Below are 17,242 nucleotides of genomic sequence, written 5' to 3' on the forward strand. Positions count from 1 at the left end.
ACAGTCGACGCCTCCGGCCACGGCCGGCGGCCCCGAACCTCAGCGAGGACCCGTGAAGTACCTGATCGCCGGCGGTGCCGGCTTCATCGGATCCACCATCGCCAACGCCCTCGCAGACGGCGGCCACACCCCGGTCGTCCTCGACAATCTCGTCACGGGCCGCCGCGAGTTCGCCGCCGGATTCCCGTTCTACGAGGGCGACATCGCCGACGGCGCGCTGCTCGACCGGGTCTTCGCCGAGCACCCGGACATCCGGGCCGTCGTCCACTGCGCGGCGCTGATCGTGGTTCCGGACTCGGTCGCCGATCCGCTCGGCTACTACCGCGAGAACGTCGCCAAGACCATCGCGTTCGCCGAGCACCTCACCCGCAACGGTTGCGAACGGCTGCTGTTCTCGTCCTCCGCCTCCCTCTACCGGGCCGACCCGGCCAACGACTGGGCGGTGGACGAGGATTCGCCGCTGGAGACGCTCAGCCCGTACGCCCGCACCAAGCAGCTGGTCGAGACCTTCCTCGCGGACATCGCCACGGCCGGGCCCCTCCGTGTCGTCTCGCTGCGGTACTTCAACCCGATCGGCGCCGACCCCGAACTCCGCACCGGCCTCCAGATCCGCCGACCCACCCACGCGCTGGGCAAGTTGCTCGACGTTCAGGCGGCGGGCGAGAAGTTCCCCCTCACCGGCACCGACTGGCCCACCCGTGACGGCTCCGGCATCCGGGACTACGTCCACGTCCGCGATCTCGCCGAGGCGCACTGCTCCGCCCTCGACCGCTTCGACACCGTGACCGCCGAACTCCCGTACCAGGTCGTCAATCTGGGGACCGGCACGGGCACCACCGTCCGCGAACTCATCGCCGCCTACGAGCAGGTCACCGGCGAAACGGTACCCGTCCAGGAGACCGGCCCCCGGCCGGGGGACGCCGCTGGCGCCTACACGCGCAGCAGCCGGGCGCGCGAACTCCTCGGCTGGAGCCCGCGGTTCACCCTCGCGGACGGCATCCTGGACTCGCTGCGCTGGCGCGAGGTCCGCGACAGCGTCATCGGCGCGGACTGATCGGCCCCACGGCCAGGAGGGCGAGGAAGGCGTCCAGGGTCGAGCGCTTGGCGTCCGGGACCATGAAATAGCGGAAGCGGCCATCCGGAGCAACTACCCTCACGGCCGGCCAGTTGAGCAGCTCGAACCTGGCGCGCAGGTAGCTGCGGCCCGTCGCCACCGCCTCGGCGCCCTCCGGCGTGATCATCACGAGGCAGGTGGTGCCGTCGTCGAACTCGGTGCACATCAGCGGGATTCCGCCCATGGCCGCGAGGCGGTGCAGGGACCGCGGGTAGCTCAACTCGCGGTCGGGGCTCACCGGCAACATGCTCTGACGACTCGACATTTGGCCACGCTAGGGCCTCAACTCCCGGGTGCGACAGCTATTTTCCTAGGCGCACCGCGTTCGCCTCGCGCCGGGCGAAGACCTCGGCCTGCCGGTCGGCCATCTCGCGGAGCGCGGACTTGCGGGCGCGGGCCGGAAGGCGGTCAAGGTAGAGGCGGCCGTGGAGGTGGTCGGTCTCGTGCTGGAGGCAGCGGGCGAAGTAGCCGTGGCCTTCGATGGTGAGAGGGCGGCCGTGGAGGTCGAAGCCGTGGGCGATGGTGTGGTCGGGGCGGGCGAGTTCGCGGTGGGGGCCGGGGACGGAGAGGCAGCCTTCGGGTTCCTCGATCAGGCGGCGGTGGGTGGCGGGCGGCTCCTCCAGGACGGGGTTGGCGAGGTGGCCGACGTGGCGGACGCCCCAGTCGTCGGTGATGTCCCAGATGAAGAGCTGGAGGTCGACACCGACCTGGTTGGCGGCCAGGCCGGCACCCTCGGCGATGTGGTTGGTGGCGAACATGTCGTCGACGAGGCGGGCGAGTTCGGGGGTGCCGAAGTCGGCGACGGGGCGGCAGCGGCGGTGCAGGACGGGCTCTCCGACCACGGTGATCCGGCGGACCGCGCCGCGTTCGGTCTCGGGGGCGAGCGACGGGTAGGTGTCGACGGGTTCGCCCTGGACGCGGACCCGGCGGTCCTGTGGGGTGTCGGCCATGGGGGTACCTCAGCTCAGCTGTGTCTGACGGATTGCCATTTCCTTTGCAAAGTAGCACGCTTTGCAAAGTGACCGATGAGATCAGCGAGACCTCCCACCCCCTGCCGCCCGGCGTCCGCAGGCCCCTGCCCGACCACCCCGTCCGAATCGCCCTGCTGGACCTGCTGGCCGAGGCCGCCACCGTGACCTCCACCGAGGCAGCAGCGCGGCTCGGGCTCAGTTCGGGCCTTTGCTCGTTCCACCTGCGGCAGTTGGCCCGCTACGGCCTGGTCGAGGAAGTCCCGCAGGGTGGCCGCGCCCGGCCGTGGCGCCTGCGCTGGGAGACCGACGCCACCCCCGCACCGCACCCCGTCCACCCGCCGGAGGAAGCCGCCGAACCGTTCACCGCCGTGCTGCACCTGACGCCCGCCGAGGCCGACGAACTCCAGCACGCCGTACGGAAGTTGCTCACGAACTACGCCGACCGCGAGCACCGCCCCCGGGGCGCCCGGCCGTACGCCGCAGCAGCCAGGATCGTCCCGCTGCCGCCCGGCTGAGCACCGCGCGGAGGGCGACGAAGGTCGCCCCCGGGGGATCCGTTCGGGGCTTCTGGGGGCCGGTCGGTGCTGCCTAGCGTGGCTCGCAGGACAGAGCCTCGCGAGGTCGGAGGGAGAGCACCGATGGGCGTCGTACCCGAGCGCAGAACGGGGCCGGACAGGGTCGCACTCCTGCCGGGCACGGACAAGGACAAGGAGCAGGCGGGGGCAGAGAGTTGGCGCTCGCCGTACCGGTCGATGCCGGATGCCGAGCGCTCCGCGCTGTGGCGGCGCAGGCTGCACGAGGCGGAGGCGGGGCTGACCAGGTACCTGGTGAGTCTCGGCGATCAGCCGCAGCTCGCGGAGTGGTTCGCGTTGCAGGGCGAGATCTTCGCCGATCTGCCGGACGGGGCCGCGCCGTCCGCGCAGTGGCAGCGGTTGTTCTTCCGCGGGCAGGCGCTGATGGAGCGTTTCCTGGTGCGGCACTACGGCGAGCAGGTGCTGGCGGCGTGGGCGGCGTCCAACGCGGAGGTGCACCGCACCGTCGAGCCGGACCACGGCCGGGGCGCGGCGGATCCGATCCACCGGATCGCCCGGCAGGCCGAACTGTACGGCTCCGACTACGAGTTCGACGACGCCGCGCCGCCCGGCCCGCGGCAGGCCGCGCTGACCATCACGCACTGCGCGATCTGGGACTACCGCGAGCAGGCCCGCCGCAGCGGGGTGACGATCACGCTCGCCTCGCCGTGCACGTACTGCACGCACGCGCTGTCGGCGAACGTCCGCGCCAAGGGCTTCCGCCCGTCGCACCGCCTGCTCTCGGGGCCGACCGGCCACGGTTGCCACTGGGAGGCGCGCGCCGAAGAAGAGGCCGACGAGACGACGGGGGCGTCCTGATGTGCGGAGTGACGGGCTGGCTGGACTGGGCGGAGGATCTGCGGCTGCGCGCCGGGACGGTCCGCCGGATGACGGAGACCCTGGCCTGCCGGGGTCCGGACGCCGACGGGGTGTGGCTGTCGCGGCACGCGGCGCTCGGCCACACCCGGCTGGCGGTGATCGACCTGGCGGGCGGGCTGCAGCCGTTCGCGGACGGCGAGCCGGTCCGCGCGGTGCTGGCGTACAACGGCGAGCTGTACAACCACCGTGAGTTGCGCGCCGAGTTGGAGGCGCACGGGCACGTGTTCCGGACCCGCTCGGACACCGAAGTGGTGCTCCGCGCGCACCTCCAGTGGGGGCACCGGGCGCCGGCCCGGTTCAACGGGATCTTCGGGTACGCGCTGTGGGACGCCCTGCGCGAGGAACTCCTGCTGGTGCGCGACCACTTGGGCATCAAGCCGCTGTACTGGCACCGGCACGCGAACGGCGTACTGTTCGGCTCCGAGCCGAAGGCGGTGCTCGCGAACCCCTTGCTGCCGGCCGAGTTGGACGCATCCGGCATCGCGGAGCTGTTCGCGCTGCCGGCCGCGCCGACCCCTGGGCACGGGCTGTTCCGGGGGCTGCGGGAGGTCCGGCCCGGACACCTGGTGGTGGCCAGCCGTCAGCGAGTCAGCGAACTCCCGTACTGGCAGCTGGAGTCGGCCCCGCACGGGGACGACGAGCGGACCACCCGGGCCACCGTGCGGGCGCTGCTCGCGGACGCGGTGGAGCGGCAGCTGGTCAGCGACGTCCCGCTGTGCACGCTGCTGTCCGGCGGCGTCGACTCCTCGGCGATCACCGCACTCGCGGCGGCCGCCCGGGAGCGCGACGGGCACGACAAGATCACCAGCTTCTCGGTGGACTTCCCCGGCAGCGCCGACCGCGCCCCCGACGCCTGGCGCACCGGCCAGGACGCCCCGTTCGTGCAGGCCGCCGCCGCGCACATCGGCACCGTGCACACCAGCGTGCTGATCCCCGACGACGACCTGCTGGACGCCCGCGACGCGGTGCTGCGGGCCCGCGACCGGCCCGGCTGGGGCGAGATGGACGCCTCGCTGCACCTGCTGTTCCGCGAGGTGCGCCGCCGCTCCACGGTCGCACTGTCCGGCGAGGCCGCGGACGAAGTCTTCGGCGGCTACCCGTACTTCCACGACGCCCCGGCGCTCGCCTCCGGAACCTTCCCGTGGCTGCACGGCCGCACCACCCCGGCCGCGCTGCTGCGCCCGGAGGTGCGCGCCGAGGTCCGGCCGGCCGAGTACACCGAGGCCGCGTACCGGGGCAGCCTCGCCTCGGTGCCCCGGCTGGACGGGGAGGACCCGGCGGCGGCGAAGGTGCGGGAGACCTTCCACCTGGCGCTGACCCGCTGGCTGCCGCCGCTGCTGGACCGGGTGGACCGGGTGTCGATGTCCGTCGGCCTAGAGGTGCGGGTGCCGTTCTGCGACCACCGGTTGGTGGAGTATCTGTGGAACGTGCCATGGGAGTTGAAGTCCCCGGGTGGTCGCCCCAAGGGCCTGCTGCGGGACGCGGTGCGCGACCTGCTGCCGCCGCAGGTGGCGGACCGTCCGAAGTCCGGCTACCCGTCCACCCCGGCGGTGCGCTACACCGAGGTGCTGACCGCCCGCGCCCACGAGCTGCTGGCCGACCCGGCCGCGCCGGTGTTCGACCTGGTGGACCGCGCGCTGGTGCGCCGCCACCTCGCCGAGGGCCGGCCGCTGCCGAGCCCGCGCACCGCGCCGAACCCGGTCGGCGGCCTGGACCACCTGGTGCAAGTCGACGAATGGCTGCGCGCCTACCGGGTCGGCCTGTGGTGAGCGCGCCGGCCCGCGCGGCGCTCACGGAGGCCGCGTTCCGTTCGGCCGCCCGGCACTGGCCGACCGGCGTCGCCGTGCTCACCGTCCGCTGGGCGGGCGTCGAGTACGCGAAGACCGTCTCCTCCTTCAGCACCCTCTCGCTCGACCCGCCGCTGATCGGCGTCGCCGTCTCCCACCGCAGCCCGCTGACGGCCGCGGTGCGCGCGGCCGGGCGCTTCGCCGTCACCGTGCTGGGCGAGCAACAGGCCGCGCTGGCCCGCCGGTTCGCCACCCCGGGCGCGGGCCGGGCGGTCGGGCACTTCACCGACCTGACCGTCCTCGCCGACCCGGTCGACGCCCCCGTCCCGGCCGGCGCGCCCGCCTGGTTCGACGCCCGGCTGCACGCCGAACTCCCGGTCGGTGACCACCTGTTGCTGGTCGGCGAGGCCCTCGCGGTCGGCGAAGGCACCGACCGACCGCTGCTGCACCACGCCGCCCGCTATCGGCGGCTCGGCCCAGAACTTCCCCGAAATGACCTTCCAGCGCAAGGAGTTGACGCATGACCCAGTCACCCCCGGAGCCGCGCGGCCTGCTCACCGGCGCCCGCTACCTGGCCGAACTCGACGACGGCCGCGAGCTGTACCTGGACGGGCAGCGCGTCGCCAATCCGGCCACCCACCCGGCGTTCCGACCGGCCGCCGAAGAACTGGCCCGCCTGCTCGACCTGCAACACCGGCCCGAACACCGCGAGTTGCTCACCTTCAAGGACCCGGACACCGGCCTGCGGCTGGCCCGCGCCTACCAACCGCCCACCAGCCTCGAGGAGTTGCGCGTCCAGCGCCGCAGCGCCGAGTTCTGGCACGCCGAGGCGCTCGGCCAGCAGGGCCGTTCCCCCGCCTTCATGGCCTCGATCGCCGTCGGCGTGCACGACTTCCGCCACCAACTGGCCTCCGCCGACCCCCGGTTCGGTGCCAACGCCGAGGCCTGGTACCGGCATTGCGCACAGAACGACCTGGTGCTCTCGCACGCGCTCGGCGACCCGCAGATCGACCGGTCGGCCGGCCCGCTGGACGATCCCGACCTGGCGCTGCGCGTCCTCTCGGAGAACGAGCAGGGCATCGTGGTGCGCGGCGCCAAGCAGCTCACCACACTCGCACCGCTCGCGCACGAGGTGCTGGTGTACCTGTCGGCGTCCTTCACCCAGGGCCGCGCCGAGCAGTTCGTGGTGTGGTTCGCACTGCCGCTGAACACCCCCGGCCTGATCACCCTGGCCCGCGAACCGCTCGGCACCGCCCCGTGGGGTCACGGCCACCCGCTCGGCGCCCGCTACGACGAGCAGGACGCGATGCTGTTCTTCGACGACGTCCTCGTGCCGTGGGACCGGGTGTTCCTGCTCCGCGACGCCGACCTGGCCCGCCGCGGCCTGGCCCGGATCAACGCCTGGAGCGCGTACGTCGGCCACATCCGCTACCGGGAGCGCCTGCGCACCCTGCTGGCCACCGCCACGCTCCTCGCCGAGTCGATCGGCGTCAGCCAGTTCCGCAACATCCAGGAGGACTTGGGCCGCCTCGCCGGGTACGCCGAACTCACCGAGTACTTCCTCGACGCCGCCGAGAACCGCGGCGCGCTCACCGACGCCGGCCTGTTCGCCCCCGGCGACACCTTCGCCTCCCGGGTCTGGTCCGCCGAAGTCGCGGGCCACGCCGTCGAGATCGTCCGCAAGATCGGCGCCTCCGGCCTGCTCATGCAGCCCTCCCCCGGCGACCTGGCCAACCCGCGGCTGCGCCCGCACCTGGACCGCTACATGCGCGGACGGGACATCGGCGTCGAGGACAAGTCCCGCCTGTTCAGGCTGGCTTGGGAGCTCACCGGGGACGGCTTCGGCCAGCGCCAGGACCTGTACGAGTACGTCCACCGCGGCGACCTCGCCCGCAACCGCATCACCGTCTTCCACCGCTACGACCAGTCCGCGACCAGGGCCCGGCTGCTCGCCCTGCTCAGCGACCCCACCACCGATGCCCAGGAGGCCCGCGCGTGAGCCCGTCCGCCGTCGAGATCCAGGCCCGCACCCTCGCCGGGTACGCCGACGCCAGCCGACTGCGCCAAGTCCAGGACCGCGACTGGGTGTTGGACCGAATCACCGGCACCCCCGAGACACTGATCGACCTGGGCAGCGGCATCGGCCAACTGCTCGCCACCGCCCTGGAACGCTTCCCCTCGCTCCGCCTCGCCGTCGGCCTGGAACGCTCCGAACACCGGATCGCCGAAGCCACCGAACGCCTCGCCCCGTACGGAAGTCGGGCCGTCCTGCACACCACCGACCTCACCGCACCCGAGCAACTCCCGTACCGCGCCCAGGTGATCACCCAGACCTCGGTGCTGCACTGGCTGTACCCGGACGAGGACCGGACCTTCGCCTGGGTCGCCGCCCACCTCGCCCCCGGCGGACGCTTCCTGCTCACCACCTACCACCCCGCCCGCGACGCCCACGGCCTGGGCGGCGAGGACGAGTTGGTCCGCGAAGCACTCACCGCACTCGGCACCCCCGCCGCCGACGTCCCCGCGCTGCTCGCCGCGCACGGCGTCCTGCCGATCGCCACCCGCACCCGCACCGTCGACGACCTGCACACCGTCCTCGCCCCGCACCTGCGCGTCGCCGGCCACGCCGAACGCGACGCCGTCGTCACCGTCGACTCCGCCGCGCAGTACGAGCACTTCCACGCCGCGACCTTCGGCGACTACTACGCCCGGGTCCTGCCCGCGGAGCGTCACGCCGACTTCTACCGGGCCGTCGGGGCCGCCGCCTGGCGCCGCCAGAACGCGCACGGGCATGTCAGCCACATGCCGGTCCGCCTCTGGGAGTTGACGGCACATGAGGAGTTTGTTTCAGGAACCGGAAACCGCCCGTCACGCACCTAATGTGGGTGCCCCGACGACCCCGGAACCACCCGCGACGAGGAGCCACCCGTGTCCACCCCCGCCGTCAGTCAGGAGCTCGGCGCCTTCCTGCGCGCCCACCGCGAACGCCTGCAACCCGCCGACGTCGGACTCACCGCCACCGCGCGGCGCCGCACCCCCGGGCTGCGCCGCGAAGAGGTCGCCTCGCTGTCCGGCGTCGGCCTCGCCTGGTACACCTGGCTCGAACAGGGCCGCGTCACCGCCTCCCGGCAGGTCCTGGAGGCGGTGGCGCGCGCCCTGCGCCTGGACGCGGCGGGCCTGCGCCACGCGATGCGACTGGCCGGCTACCACGAGCCCGCCCCCACCGAACTCGCCGCCGAACGGCTCGCCGACGCGGTCCGCCCCGTCCTCGACTCCTGGCCCGCCAGCCCCGCCGCGCTGCTCGACCGGCACTTCGACCTGCTCGCCTGGAACGCGGCCTGGACGGCCCTGTGGGGCTCCCCCGAGAAGGTCGACGCCGACCGCCGCAACCTGATGTGGCTGATGGCCGCCGACCGCCACCTGCGCAGCGTCCTGCACGACTGGGAACCCCTCGCCATGAACGTCTTCCAGCACTTCCGCGCCCAGGCCGGCCCCGCGATCGCCGACCCCCGCACCGACCAGCTCTACCGCCGCCTCGAAGCCGACGCCCCCGACCTGCGCCACTGGTGGGGCTGCCACACCGTCGCCGAACTCACTGCCCGCGAGGTGGTGGTCTCACCCCCCGCGAGCGGCGCTGTGCACCTCACCCTCAGCTCCTTCCACCCGGTGGACGACCCGTCGGCGCTGGTGCTTCTGTTCACGCCGCGGACCTCGACCGACTTTGCGCGGATGACGGACCTGATCGAGCGTCCGCTCCGGGCAACCGCGTAGCAAGGCCGGCGCAGGTCGTAGGACCAAGAGCCGATGGCGACCACCTCGCCCCGGTCCCACTTCACCTGCACGCCGACCTGCTCGGTCATCACCGCCGACGACGGCCGCGCCACCCTCAGCGGCAACCGCCTGATCACCACCGCCCCCACCGGGCAACGCACCGAACAGCTCCGCACCGACGACGAGGCCCGCACCGCCTACCGCACCCACTTCGGGATCACCCTGGACGTGCTCCCGAAGTGAGCCCCGGTCAGCGGCCCTCGCGCTCACCCCCTCGGCCGCAGGCTCCGCGTCACCAGCCAGGCCCCGCCCGCCGCGAGCAGCGCCAGCGCGACGCCCACGATCACCGACCCGTGCGCGACGCTGCCGAAGGCGCCGATCGCCCAGGCCCCCACGCCCGTGCCGGCGTACATCGTGGAGGTCAGCCAGGCGCTGGACGTCGCCCGGTGGGCGGGGGCGACGGTGCCGGCCAGGGTCTGCTGGTCCGTCACGAAGCCGCCGGAGGCGACGAACCACAGCAGCACGCCCAGCAGCGAAAGCACCAACCCCGGCCCGGCGACAGCAAGCGCGATGCCGGCGGCGAGCAGCAGGGCCCAGAGCGGGAGCAGCGGCAGGTCGGTGCGGCCAGCCGCGCGGGCCTTGTCGCCGAGGCGGCCGCCGAGCAGGGAGCCGGCCACGCTGCCGGCGCCGACCAGGATGCCGACCAGGCCGAGGGCCTGGACGGAGAGGTCGAAGCGTTCGCCGAGGACGGCGCCGAGGAAGGTGTAGGCGCCGAGGTTGGCGGCGTTGAAGGCGGTGTTGACCAGCAGGGCGCGGCGCAGGGCGGGGTCGCGCCAGGCCGCCAGCACCGCGAGGATCGTGCCAGTGCCCGCAGCAGCCGCTCGTGGCGCGACCTGGCGGAGCAGCAGCGGGACGGCCGCGGCCGTGCCCGCGGCGAGGGCCCAGAACGCGGCGCGCCAGCCGGCCGCGCCGGCCAGCAGTCCGCCGAGGGGGACGCCGATGACCTGGCCGGTGGAGAAAAGCGCCATGCCGAGGCCGAGGGCGCGGCCGCGCACCGCGTCGGGGGCGGTTTCGGCGATGTGGGCCCAGATCGCGGGTCCGGCGGCCGCGGCGGCGAGTCCGGCGAGGGCGCGGGAGAGCACCAGCAGGGTGAGGTCGGTGGAGAGTGCGGCGGCGGCGTTGGAGAGGAGGAACAGCGCGGTGCCGGCCAGCAGGGTGCGCCGTCGTCCGAACCGGTCGCTGGCCAGGCCGAGGAACGGCGCGCAGACGGCGTAGACCAGGACGTACGCGGTGACGGTGGACGCGGCGGCGGCCTCGCTGACGTGGATCGATCCGGCGATGGTCGGCAGCAGCGGGGAGACCAGGAAGGTCTCCGTCCCGAACAGGAACAGCAGCGCGAACACGCCGGCGTACCGCCATCGCCGGAAGGCCGGCGCGGCCACCGTCGTCGCGGTCTGGGGAAGATCGGACACGTCGCTCACGGCGACCACCACCTTGTCGGCGGCGCGCGGCGCGTCCTCGGACCGCGGACGCCGTCGGCCGCGCGCAGGGGGTAGAGAGGTCCGATGCGGCCATCCTGGGCAGCGGCCGGATGCGCAACCAGACAGGCGTTGGTCCTGTGACCGCCGCTCACACGCTGACGGAGTGTTCGCGTGTGCGCGGCGGCCGATGGGATAGAAGGGCCGCATGCGTGTTGTTCCGGAGTCAGTGGCGGCGGTGGTGCGTCGCGGTGCCAGGGATCCGTTCGTCGTGCAGACGGTGCGGGCCACGGTGGCGGCGACGCTGGCGTACGTGGTGGCGACCTGGCTGAGCCGGGAGCCGGTGCCGTTGACGGCGCCGCTGACGGCGCTGCTGGTGGTGCAGGTGACGGTGTACTCGACGCTGAAGACCAGTGTGCGGCGGGTCAATTCGGTGGTGGTCGGGGTGCTGATCGCGATCGGTTTCTCCACCGTGGTGGGCCTGTCGTGGTGGAGCCTGGGGCTGATCATCCTGGCGTCGCTGACGGTGGGGCGGTTCGTGCGGGTGGACGAGTTCGTCCAGGAGGTGGCGATCAGCGCGATGCTGATCCTGGGCGTCTCGCAGGTCACCACGCAGGCGTGGGACCGGGTGCTGGAGACGCTGATCGGCGCGGCCGTCGGGCTGCTGTTCAACGTGGTGTTCGCGCCGCCGGTGTGGGTGGACACGGCCGGGGAGAAGATCGAGGACCTGGCCCGCCGGGCCCGTCACCTGCTGCTGGACCTCGCGGAGGAGCTGGGCCGCCCGGTGCCGGTGGAGCGGGCCGCCGCGCGGCTGCACGAGGCGCGGGCGCTGGACCAGGCGATCGCCGAGGTGGACGGCGCGCTGCGGCAGGCCGAGGACAGTCTGCGGCTGAACCCGCGGATCAGCGAGGGCCTGCTGTCGCGGCTGGTGCTGCGCACCGGCCTGGACACGCTGGAGATCTGCGTGGTGGTGATCCGGGTGATCGCCCGTTCGCTGACCGACCTGGCCAAGCGCCGCGCGGCCGGCGAGCGGCTGTTCCCGCCGGACGTCGCGGTGGCGATGGAGGAGCTGTTCGCACACATCGGCGGGGCGCTGGTGAGCTTCGCGGTGCTGGTCACCACCCAGGTCAGCCGGAACGCGGAGGAGGCCGAGCAGCGGCTGACCGCCGAACTGGCCGCCGCCTGGGCCTGCCGGGAGAACGTCGCCCAACTGCTGCTGCACCGCGTCCAGGCGGACCCGCAGGCCTGGCAGTTGCACGGCTCCCTGCTCGCCGAGGTGGACCGGATCCTGGACGAGCTGGACCTGGAGCACCGCTCCCGCCGCCTGATGGAGGAGCTCGACCGGGCCTCGGTCGCGACCCGTGCGCGCTTCACCCGCTTCGCGGGCATCCGCCGCCTGGCCCGCGGCGAACGCCTGCGCCCCCGCCGCTCCCGCCGCCGCGAGCCGGACCGGCAGGCGGCCTGACGGCCCGTCGGAGCGGGGGCACTCGACCGTTGGTGCGAAACGTCGTACCGGACCGGAGTGTTGTCGCGGCGGGGCGCCGAAGGCCCGGTGACCCTCGTGGGGTGTCGGCGCGGTGCCGGCAAAACCCCCGTCCACCCTCTGGAGTGCTCCATGGCCTCAACCCTGGCCGGGCGGCGCCTGCTCGCCCTGCGTGCCGGTGTCCTCGCCGGTGCCGCCGCGCTGCCGCTGGCCGCGCCCGCGGTGCCGGCGTTCGCCGCGCCCGGCGACCACGGCGACGTGAAGATCCACAGTACCGGCGTTCCGTTCAACGATCCCCGGGACGAGTCGAAGGTCTGCAAGTTCTACCTGGACGCCTTCAACTTCGACACCGTGCAGCTGATCTCCTGGGAGATCGACCAGCAGCAGCCGGCCGGCACCAGGACGCTGTCCGGCACGATCGTGCTGGCCGGCGGCACCGGCCACACCACCAACCTCTCGGTGCCGGACGGCAGTTACAAGCTCTCCTGGAGCTTCGTCGGCCAGACCGGGCCGACCAAGCAGAAGACGTTCACGGTCGACTGCGCGTCCGGCGACCCGTCCTCCCCGCCGCCCAACGAGCCCGCCAGCCAGCCCGGCAACCAGCAGGGAGGCCAGCCCGGGAACCAGCAGGGTAACCAGCAGGGAGGCCAGCCCGGGAACCAGCAGGGTAACCAGCAGGGAGGCCAGCAGGGCAACCAACAGAGCGTTCAGACTGGCAGTCAGCAGAGCAACCAGCAGAGCGGTCAGACCGGCAGTCAGCAGGGCGACCAGCAGGGCGCGCACCCGGCCATGCCGCCCAAGCACCAGGGAGACATGCCCAAGGGCGGGATCGCGGCCGGTGTCGGCGGCGCCTCGCAGGACCTGAACCCGGCGGAGATCGCCGTCGGCGGCTCACTGCTCCTCGGAGCCGGATGGCTGGCGGCCCGCCGGCTGCGCCGCTCCCGCCGTTGACGGCACGTCGGCGGACTCCCCGCCGCCGCCCGGTCCGTGGCGCCGACCCGCTGGTGGTCGGCGCCACGGCCGTGGCGTTGCTGTTCGGCACCATGCTGGTGCGCGACGGCCTGTCCGGCGCCCAGCCGCCCCTGCCCGCCGGGGCTGCGGCCGGCCCGTCGCACGACGGCGCGTCCGCACCGGACTCCCCAGCGCTGGACCCGTCCGCGCCGCGCCGCCTTCGCATCCCGTCGATCTCCGTGGACGCCACGTTCACCGACCTCGGCCTGGACGCCAAGGGCGCGCTGGAGACCCCGCCCGCCGAGCGGGCGAACCTGGTCGGCTGGTACCGGGACGGCGCCGCGCCCGGCGAGGACGGCACCGCCGTGGTGGTCGGCCACGTGGACGACAAGCACGGCCCGGGCGTGCTCTACCGGCTCGGACTGCTGCGACCCGGCCTGGCCGTCGCCGTCACCCGGGCGGACCGGAAGGTCGTCACCTTCACCATCGACCAGGTGCGTTCCTACCCGAAGACCGCCTTCCCGTCCGACGAGGTCTACGCGGCGACCGGCCGGGCCGAGCTGCGGATCATCACCTGTGGCGGCCACTACGACCACAAGAACGGCTACGACTCCAACACCGTGGTGTTCGCGCACCTGACGTCCAGCAGCCCGGCGCCCGCGTGACCCGCCGGGGGCCCGACGTTCGACGTCCGTCGCTGTCACGCGAGCCGGGGCCGGCGGTGGCCGGGCGGCTGCGAGCAGCCTCTGCCGACACGCCGGAGGCCGAGCGAAGCAGGCCCCGGCCGACCGACGGTCGGCGCCCGTCGCTGCGCAGGGCCACGCCGCGAGGAACCCGCTGCCACTGACGTCCCGGGGCCGGCGGCGGCCGGGCGGCTGCGAGCAACCTCTGCCGACACGCCGGAGGCCGAACGAAGCAGGCCCCGGCCGACCGACGGTCGGCGCCCGTCGCTGCGCAGGGCCACGCCGCGAGGAACCCGCTGCCACTGACGTCCCGGGGCCCGCGCTCGAGCCGCGCGGGCCGGGGCCGGCGGCGGCCGGGCGGCTGCGAGCAACCTCTGCCGACACGCCGGAGGCCGAACGAAGCAGGCCCCCGGCCGACCGACGGTCGACGCCCGTCGCTGCGCGGGGCCACGCCGCACGGGCCGCGCCTCGCGCGACCCGTCGCCACCCCACCCGCCGGAACCGATGTTTGACGTCACGTCGTACCGAAGGCGGGCTTGCGCCGCCCGACGGGACAACCGGCGCCGGGTCCGGCGTTCCGCCCCCGACCCGCCAAGGTCTAGCGTTTGACGTCACGCCGTACCGAAGGCGGGCTTGCCGCCCGACGAACGACGAGCGCCGGGTCCGGCGTTCCGCCCCCGACCCGCCAGGGCCTGGCGTTTGACGTCACGCCGCACCGAAGGCGGGCTTGCGCCGCCCGACGAAACGACCAGCGCCGGGTCCGGCGTTCCGCCCCCGACCCGCCAGGGCCTGGCGTTTGACGTCACGTCGCACCGGAGACGGGCTTGCCGCCCGACGAAACGACCAGCGCCGGGTCCGGCGTTCCGCCCCCGACCCGCCAGGGCCTGGCGTTTGACGTCACGCCGTACCGAAGGCGGGCTTGCGCCGCCCGACGGAACGACCGGCGCCGGGACCGGCGTTCCACCCCTGACCCACCAGGGCCTAGCGTTTGACGTCACGCCGCACCGAAGGCGGGCTTGCGCCGCCCGACGAAACGACCAGCGCCGGGACCGGCGTTCCGCCCCCGACCCGCCAGGGCCTAGCGTTTGACGTCACGCCGTACCGCGCCGGTCAGGAACGCCGCGCCGAGCAGGGCCGCCGCGAGGGCCGCGACCAGCAGCGGGTTCGGTCCTGCCGGGTGGCCGGCGTCGCGGACGGCGCCCATGAAGTCGACCGGGGCGACGTGGTTGATCAGCAGGTACCAGAGCGGCAGGTACAGGGCCTGGAACGGGCGGTGGCTGCGGGCCACCGTGCCGAGCCCGAGGGCCAGCGCCGGGACGAACAGCGCGCCCGCCAGCCAGTGCACCGCGCCGGTGGCGTCGCCCGCGGCGAGCATCCGCAGCAGCGGACCGAGGCCGGCGGCCGCCGCCAGCAGCACGCCCGATGCCCATTCGGCCAGCAGGCGCAGGCGGGGCGCGGGGTGCGCGCCGAGCAGTTCCTCCAGGCCGTTCTCCACCTGCTGGGTGCCCAGCCGGGACCAGATCAGCACCGGCCACAGCCACAGCGCGGGCAGCAGCAGCCCGGTGGCCATCGGCAGCGGCACGGCGAGCGCGGCCGCGCCGGCCGCGCCGGTGACGGCCCACCAGGTCCACGGCACGCCCTGCACCAGGATCCGGGTCTGCCCGGCCAGCAGTCGCCCGAACGCCCAGGCCCGGACCGGCGCCGCGGTGGGCAGCGCCCCGAACGGCGCGGGTGCGGCCACCGCCGGTTCGTCGGCCACCGGTGCCGAGGACGTACGGCCGGGGTTGCGGGCCGGGTCGAAGCGGCCGAACCACAGCGCGGGCAGCACCGCCAGCACGGCCGCGCACAGGACGATCACCGGGCGGGTCGCCAGAAAGCCGCCGGTGAACTGGGCGCCGTCCCAGACGAAGGTGTGCAGCGGCTGCGGTACCTGGGTCAGGCCGAGGCTGAACTCGCCCTCCCCGACGGCGAGTTGCTGCCGGTTCAGGGCGTCGGTGAGGGACTGCGTCAGCTGCTGCACGCCGATCCCGCCGAGCGGGGCGTTCGCCGACTGCCCGCCGATCGCGAGCACCAGCGACAGCACGAACCAGACCACGTTGCCGAAGCCGCCCCGCAGGAGCGGCACCGTTTCGAACAGCACGGCGGCCGCGGCGGTCAGCGCGATCAGCGGCAGGGCGATCACGGCGAACGGGCCGAACAGGGCGAGCGGGTCGACGGCGCGGTCCTCACCGCGGACGAGTTGCAGGACCAGCGCGGTGCCGGCCAGCACACCGAGCATCGAGCCGAGCACCAGCAGGTTGGCGAGGAACTTCGCGGCCAGGTAGCCGGCGGTGCGCAGCGGGGTGGCGGCGAGGATCTCGCCGACCCGGCCGGCGGCATCCCGGGCGATGCCGCCGCGGACCACCCAGAACCCGCCGACCGTCAGCCACAGGGCGCCGGCCAGCGCGGTCGCGGTGCCGACCCAGGCGCTGTTGTAGACGCCCCGGTTGCCGCCGACGTCGAGGATCACCCAGTGGCTGTCGGCGGCGGGCACCGCGAGGTAGCCGAGCGCGACGGCACCGAGCAGCGTCACCGCGTACACGGGCCGGCGCACCCGGTCGCGGAAGTCTCCGGCGGCGAGCCGGGCCAGCGCGCTCATCGCAGGGCCTCCGGCCGGGCGGGCGCGCCGTGCACGGCGGCCAGGTACACGTCCTCCAGGTCGGGCATCGCGGGCACGGCGTCCGGGGTGGGCGGGTAGCCGGCCAGGACGCGCAGGCGGACGCCGTCGGTGGTGCGCACCGTGCGGCCGACCTGGTGGCGGGCCTGTACGGCGGGCACCTCGGAGGGTGCGACCACCGCCTCCCAGACCTGCCCGTCGAGTTCGCGCAGCAGTTGGTCGGGGGTGCCGCGGCGCAGCAGTCGGCCTTGGGCGAGGACGGCGAGGTCGGCGGCGGATGCTTCGACGTCGGAGACGATGTGGGTGGACAGCAGCACGATCCGGTCGGCGGCGAGTTCGCCGAGCAGGTTGCGCAGCCGTACCCGTTCCTCGGGGTCGAGTCCGGCGGTCGGCTCGTCGACCACCAGCACCCGGGGGTCGGCGAGCAGGGCCTGGGCGATGCCGACCCGGCGCAGCATGCCGCCGGAGTAGCCGCGCAGCGGGCGGCGGACGGCCTCGGTCAGGTTGACCAGTTCGATCAGCTGGTCGATCCGGGTGCGGGCGGAGCGTGCGGACAGGCCCTTGGCGGCGGCCAGGTAGCCGAGGAACTCGCGCGCCGTCAGATTGGGGTAGACGCCGAAGTCCTGTGGCAGGTAGCCGAGTTCGCGGCGCACCCGGTCCGGCTGGGCGAGTGCGTCGACGCCCCGGTAGCGGTAGTGGCCGCGGGTGGGGCGGGTGACGGTGGCCAGGATCCGCATCAGCGAGGACTTGCCGGCGCCGTTCGGGCCGAGCAGGCCGGTGAGTCCGGGGCGCAGGGTCAGCGTGATGCTGTCCAGGGCGCGTTTGCCGCCGCGGTACTCCTTGCCGATGCCGGCGAGTTCGATGGTCAGGTCGGTCATGGGTGGGTCTCCGTGGTTC

17 protein-coding genes are annotated in these 17,242 nt (G+C 73.9%); 12 read left to right on the forward strand and 5 right to left on the reverse strand.

Translation table 11 applies throughout. From position 1 onward, the window contains the following. Positions 1–52: 52 nt before the first annotated feature. Positions 53–1,054, forward strand: a complete 1,002-nt coding sequence (gene galE, locus ACIHEI_RS04545; protein WP_396605570.1) for a UDP-glucose 4-epimerase GalE — start codon at positions 53–55, stop codon at positions 1,052–1,054. Here the strand turns inward: galE and ACIHEI_RS04550 are convergent. Both ACIHEI_RS04550 and def read right to left on the reverse strand, forming a co-directional pair. Further along, positions 1,038–1,352: a hypothetical protein gene (locus tag ACIHEI_RS04550; protein ID WP_396605571.1), complete on the reverse strand. Its 315-nt coding sequence runs from the start codon at positions 1,350–1,352 to the stop codon at positions 1,038–1,040. The two genes, galE and ACIHEI_RS04550, sit on opposite strands and share 17 nt — an antisense overlap. Positions 1,353–1,416: 64 nt before the next feature. Beyond that, positions 1,417–2,064, reverse strand: coding sequence for a peptide deformylase (def, locus tag ACIHEI_RS04555; RefSeq protein ID WP_396605572.1), 648 nt, complete (start codon positions 2,062–2,064; stop codon positions 1,417–1,419). A 68-nt stretch (positions 2,065–2,132) separates the two neighbouring features. Here def and ACIHEI_RS04560 point away from each other — a divergent pair, with 68 nt between their 5' ends. From ACIHEI_RS04560 to ACIHEI_RS04595, 8 genes are all read left to right on the forward strand, one after another. After that, a complete protein-coding gene (locus ACIHEI_RS04560) occupies positions 2,133–2,600 on the forward strand; it encodes a helix-turn-helix domain-containing protein (RefSeq protein ID WP_396605573.1) in 468 nt (155 codons plus the stop codon). A gap of 123 nt (positions 2,601–2,723) precedes the next feature. Further along, positions 2,724–3,476: a hypothetical protein gene (locus ACIHEI_RS04565; protein ID WP_396605574.1), complete on the forward strand. Its 753-nt coding sequence runs from the start codon at positions 2,724–2,726 to the stop codon at positions 3,474–3,476. Further along, positions 3,476–5,305 (forward strand): asparagine synthase (glutamine-hydrolyzing), encoded by a 1,830-nt coding sequence (gene asnB, locus ACIHEI_RS04570; RefSeq protein WP_396605575.1) that lies wholly within the window; start codon positions 3,476–3,478, stop codon positions 5,303–5,305. The genes ACIHEI_RS04565 and asnB overlap by 1 nt, the downstream gene beginning before the upstream one ends. Further along, the gene (locus ACIHEI_RS04575) at positions 5,302–5,847 is read left to right on the forward strand and encodes a flavin reductase family protein (RefSeq protein ID WP_396605576.1); all 546 of its coding nucleotides are present in this window, start codon (positions 5,302–5,304) and stop codon (positions 5,845–5,847) included. The genes asnB and ACIHEI_RS04575 overlap by 4 nt, the downstream gene beginning before the upstream one ends. Next, complete coding sequence (locus ACIHEI_RS04580; RefSeq protein ID WP_396605577.1) at positions 5,844–7,322, forward strand: 4-hydroxyphenylacetate 3-hydroxylase family protein; 1,479 nt, start codon at positions 5,844–5,846, stop codon at positions 7,320–7,322. Before ACIHEI_RS04575 ends, ACIHEI_RS04580 begins: the two co-directional genes overlap by 4 nt. Continuing rightward, positions 7,319–8,203, forward strand: coding sequence for a class I SAM-dependent methyltransferase (locus ACIHEI_RS04585; protein WP_396605578.1), 885 nt, complete (start codon positions 7,319–7,321; stop codon positions 8,201–8,203). The genes ACIHEI_RS04580 and ACIHEI_RS04585 overlap by 4 nt, the downstream gene beginning before the upstream one ends. A 48-nt stretch (positions 8,204–8,251) precedes the next feature. Further along, positions 8,252–9,094, forward strand: a complete 843-nt coding sequence (locus ACIHEI_RS04590; protein WP_392945272.1) for a helix-turn-helix domain-containing protein — start codon at positions 8,252–8,254, stop codon at positions 9,092–9,094. Between the two features lie 33 nt (positions 9,095–9,127). Next, on the forward strand, positions 9,128–9,337 hold the full coding sequence (locus ACIHEI_RS04595) for an arylamine N-acetyltransferase (protein ID WP_396605579.1): 210 nt from the start codon (positions 9,128–9,130) through the stop codon (positions 9,335–9,337). Positions 9,338–9,360: 23 nt separating this feature from the next. Here ACIHEI_RS04595 and ACIHEI_RS04600 read toward each other — a convergent pair whose 3' ends face one another. Continuing rightward, a complete protein-coding gene (locus ACIHEI_RS04600; RefSeq protein WP_387635813.1) occupies positions 9,361–10,575 on the reverse strand; it encodes an MFS transporter in 1,215 nt (404 codons plus the stop codon). Positions 10,576–10,780: 205 nt separating this feature from the next. Between ACIHEI_RS04600 and ACIHEI_RS04605 the strand changes: the two genes are divergently transcribed. The 3 genes from ACIHEI_RS04605 (at position 10,781) to ACIHEI_RS04615 (ending at position 13,671) form a co-directional block, all read left to right on the forward strand. Then, complete coding sequence (locus ACIHEI_RS04605; protein WP_392945278.1) at positions 10,781–12,037, forward strand: aromatic acid exporter family protein; 1,257 nt, start codon at positions 10,781–10,783, stop codon at positions 12,035–12,037. 150 nt (positions 12,038–12,187) lie between these two features. After that, on the forward strand, positions 12,188–13,006 hold the full coding sequence (locus ACIHEI_RS04610; RefSeq protein WP_396605580.1) for a hypothetical protein: 819 nt from the start codon (positions 12,188–12,190) through the stop codon (positions 13,004–13,006). After that, positions 13,003–13,671: a class F sortase gene (locus ACIHEI_RS04615; protein ID WP_392945282.1), complete on the forward strand. Its 669-nt coding sequence runs from the start codon at positions 13,003–13,005 to the stop codon at positions 13,669–13,671. The genes ACIHEI_RS04610 and ACIHEI_RS04615 overlap by 4 nt, the downstream gene beginning before the upstream one ends. A 1,096-nt stretch (positions 13,672–14,767) precedes the next feature. Here ACIHEI_RS04615 and ACIHEI_RS04620 read toward each other — a convergent pair. Both ACIHEI_RS04620 and ACIHEI_RS04625 read right to left on the reverse strand, forming a co-directional pair. Continuing rightward, on the reverse strand, positions 14,768–16,327 hold the full coding sequence (locus tag ACIHEI_RS04620; protein ID WP_396605581.1) for a hypothetical protein: 1,560 nt from the start codon (positions 16,325–16,327) through the stop codon (positions 14,768–14,770). Next, entirely contained in the window at positions 16,324–17,223 is a 900-nt protein-coding gene (locus ACIHEI_RS04625) for an ABC transporter ATP-binding protein (RefSeq protein WP_396605582.1), read from the reverse strand. Before ACIHEI_RS04625 ends, ACIHEI_RS04620 begins: the two co-directional genes overlap by 4 nt. Positions 17,224–17,242 lie beyond the last annotated feature (19 nt).

Origin of the sequence: Kitasatospora sp. NPDC051984, from assembly GCF_044593455.1 — a bacterium.
In the GTDB taxonomy this organism is placed as follows: domain Bacteria; phylum Actinomycetota; class Actinomycetes; order Streptomycetales; family Streptomycetaceae; genus Kitasatospora.

What these genes read in the sequence shown, in the direction of transcription:
- asnB (WP_396605575.1), top strand. Translation starts at nt 3,476, where the DNA reads ATGTGCGGAGTGACGGGCTGGCTGGACTGGGCGGAGGATCTGCGGCTG.
- ACIHEI_RS04605 (WP_392945278.1), top strand. Translation starts at nt 10,781, where the DNA reads ATGCGTGTTGTTCCGGAGTCAGTGGCGGCGGTGGTGCGTCGCGGTGCC.
- def (WP_396605572.1), bottom strand. Translation starts at nt 2,064, where the DNA reads ATGGCCGACACCCCACAGGACCGCCGGGTCCGCGTCCAGGGCGAACCC.
- ACIHEI_RS04620 (WP_396605581.1), bottom strand. Translation starts at nt 16,327, where the DNA reads ATGAGCGCGCTGGCCCGGCTCGCCGCCGGAGACTTCCGCGACCGGGTG.
- ACIHEI_RS04580 (WP_396605577.1), top strand. Translation starts at nt 5,844, where the DNA reads ATGACCCAGTCACCCCCGGAGCCGCGCGGCCTGCTCACCGGCGCCCGC.
- ACIHEI_RS04595 (WP_396605579.1), top strand. Translation starts at nt 9,128, where the DNA reads ATGGCGACCACCTCGCCCCGGTCCCACTTCACCTGCACGCCGACCTGC.
- ACIHEI_RS04625 (WP_396605582.1), bottom strand. Translation starts at nt 17,223, where the DNA reads ATGACCGACCTGACCATCGAACTCGCCGGCATCGGCAAGGAGTACCGC.
- ACIHEI_RS04565 (WP_396605574.1), top strand. Translation starts at nt 2,724, where the DNA reads ATGGGCGTCGTACCCGAGCGCAGAACGGGGCCGGACAGGGTCGCACTC.
- ACIHEI_RS04610 (WP_396605580.1), top strand. Translation starts at nt 12,188, where the DNA reads ATGGCCTCAACCCTGGCCGGGCGGCGCCTGCTCGCCCTGCGTGCCGGT.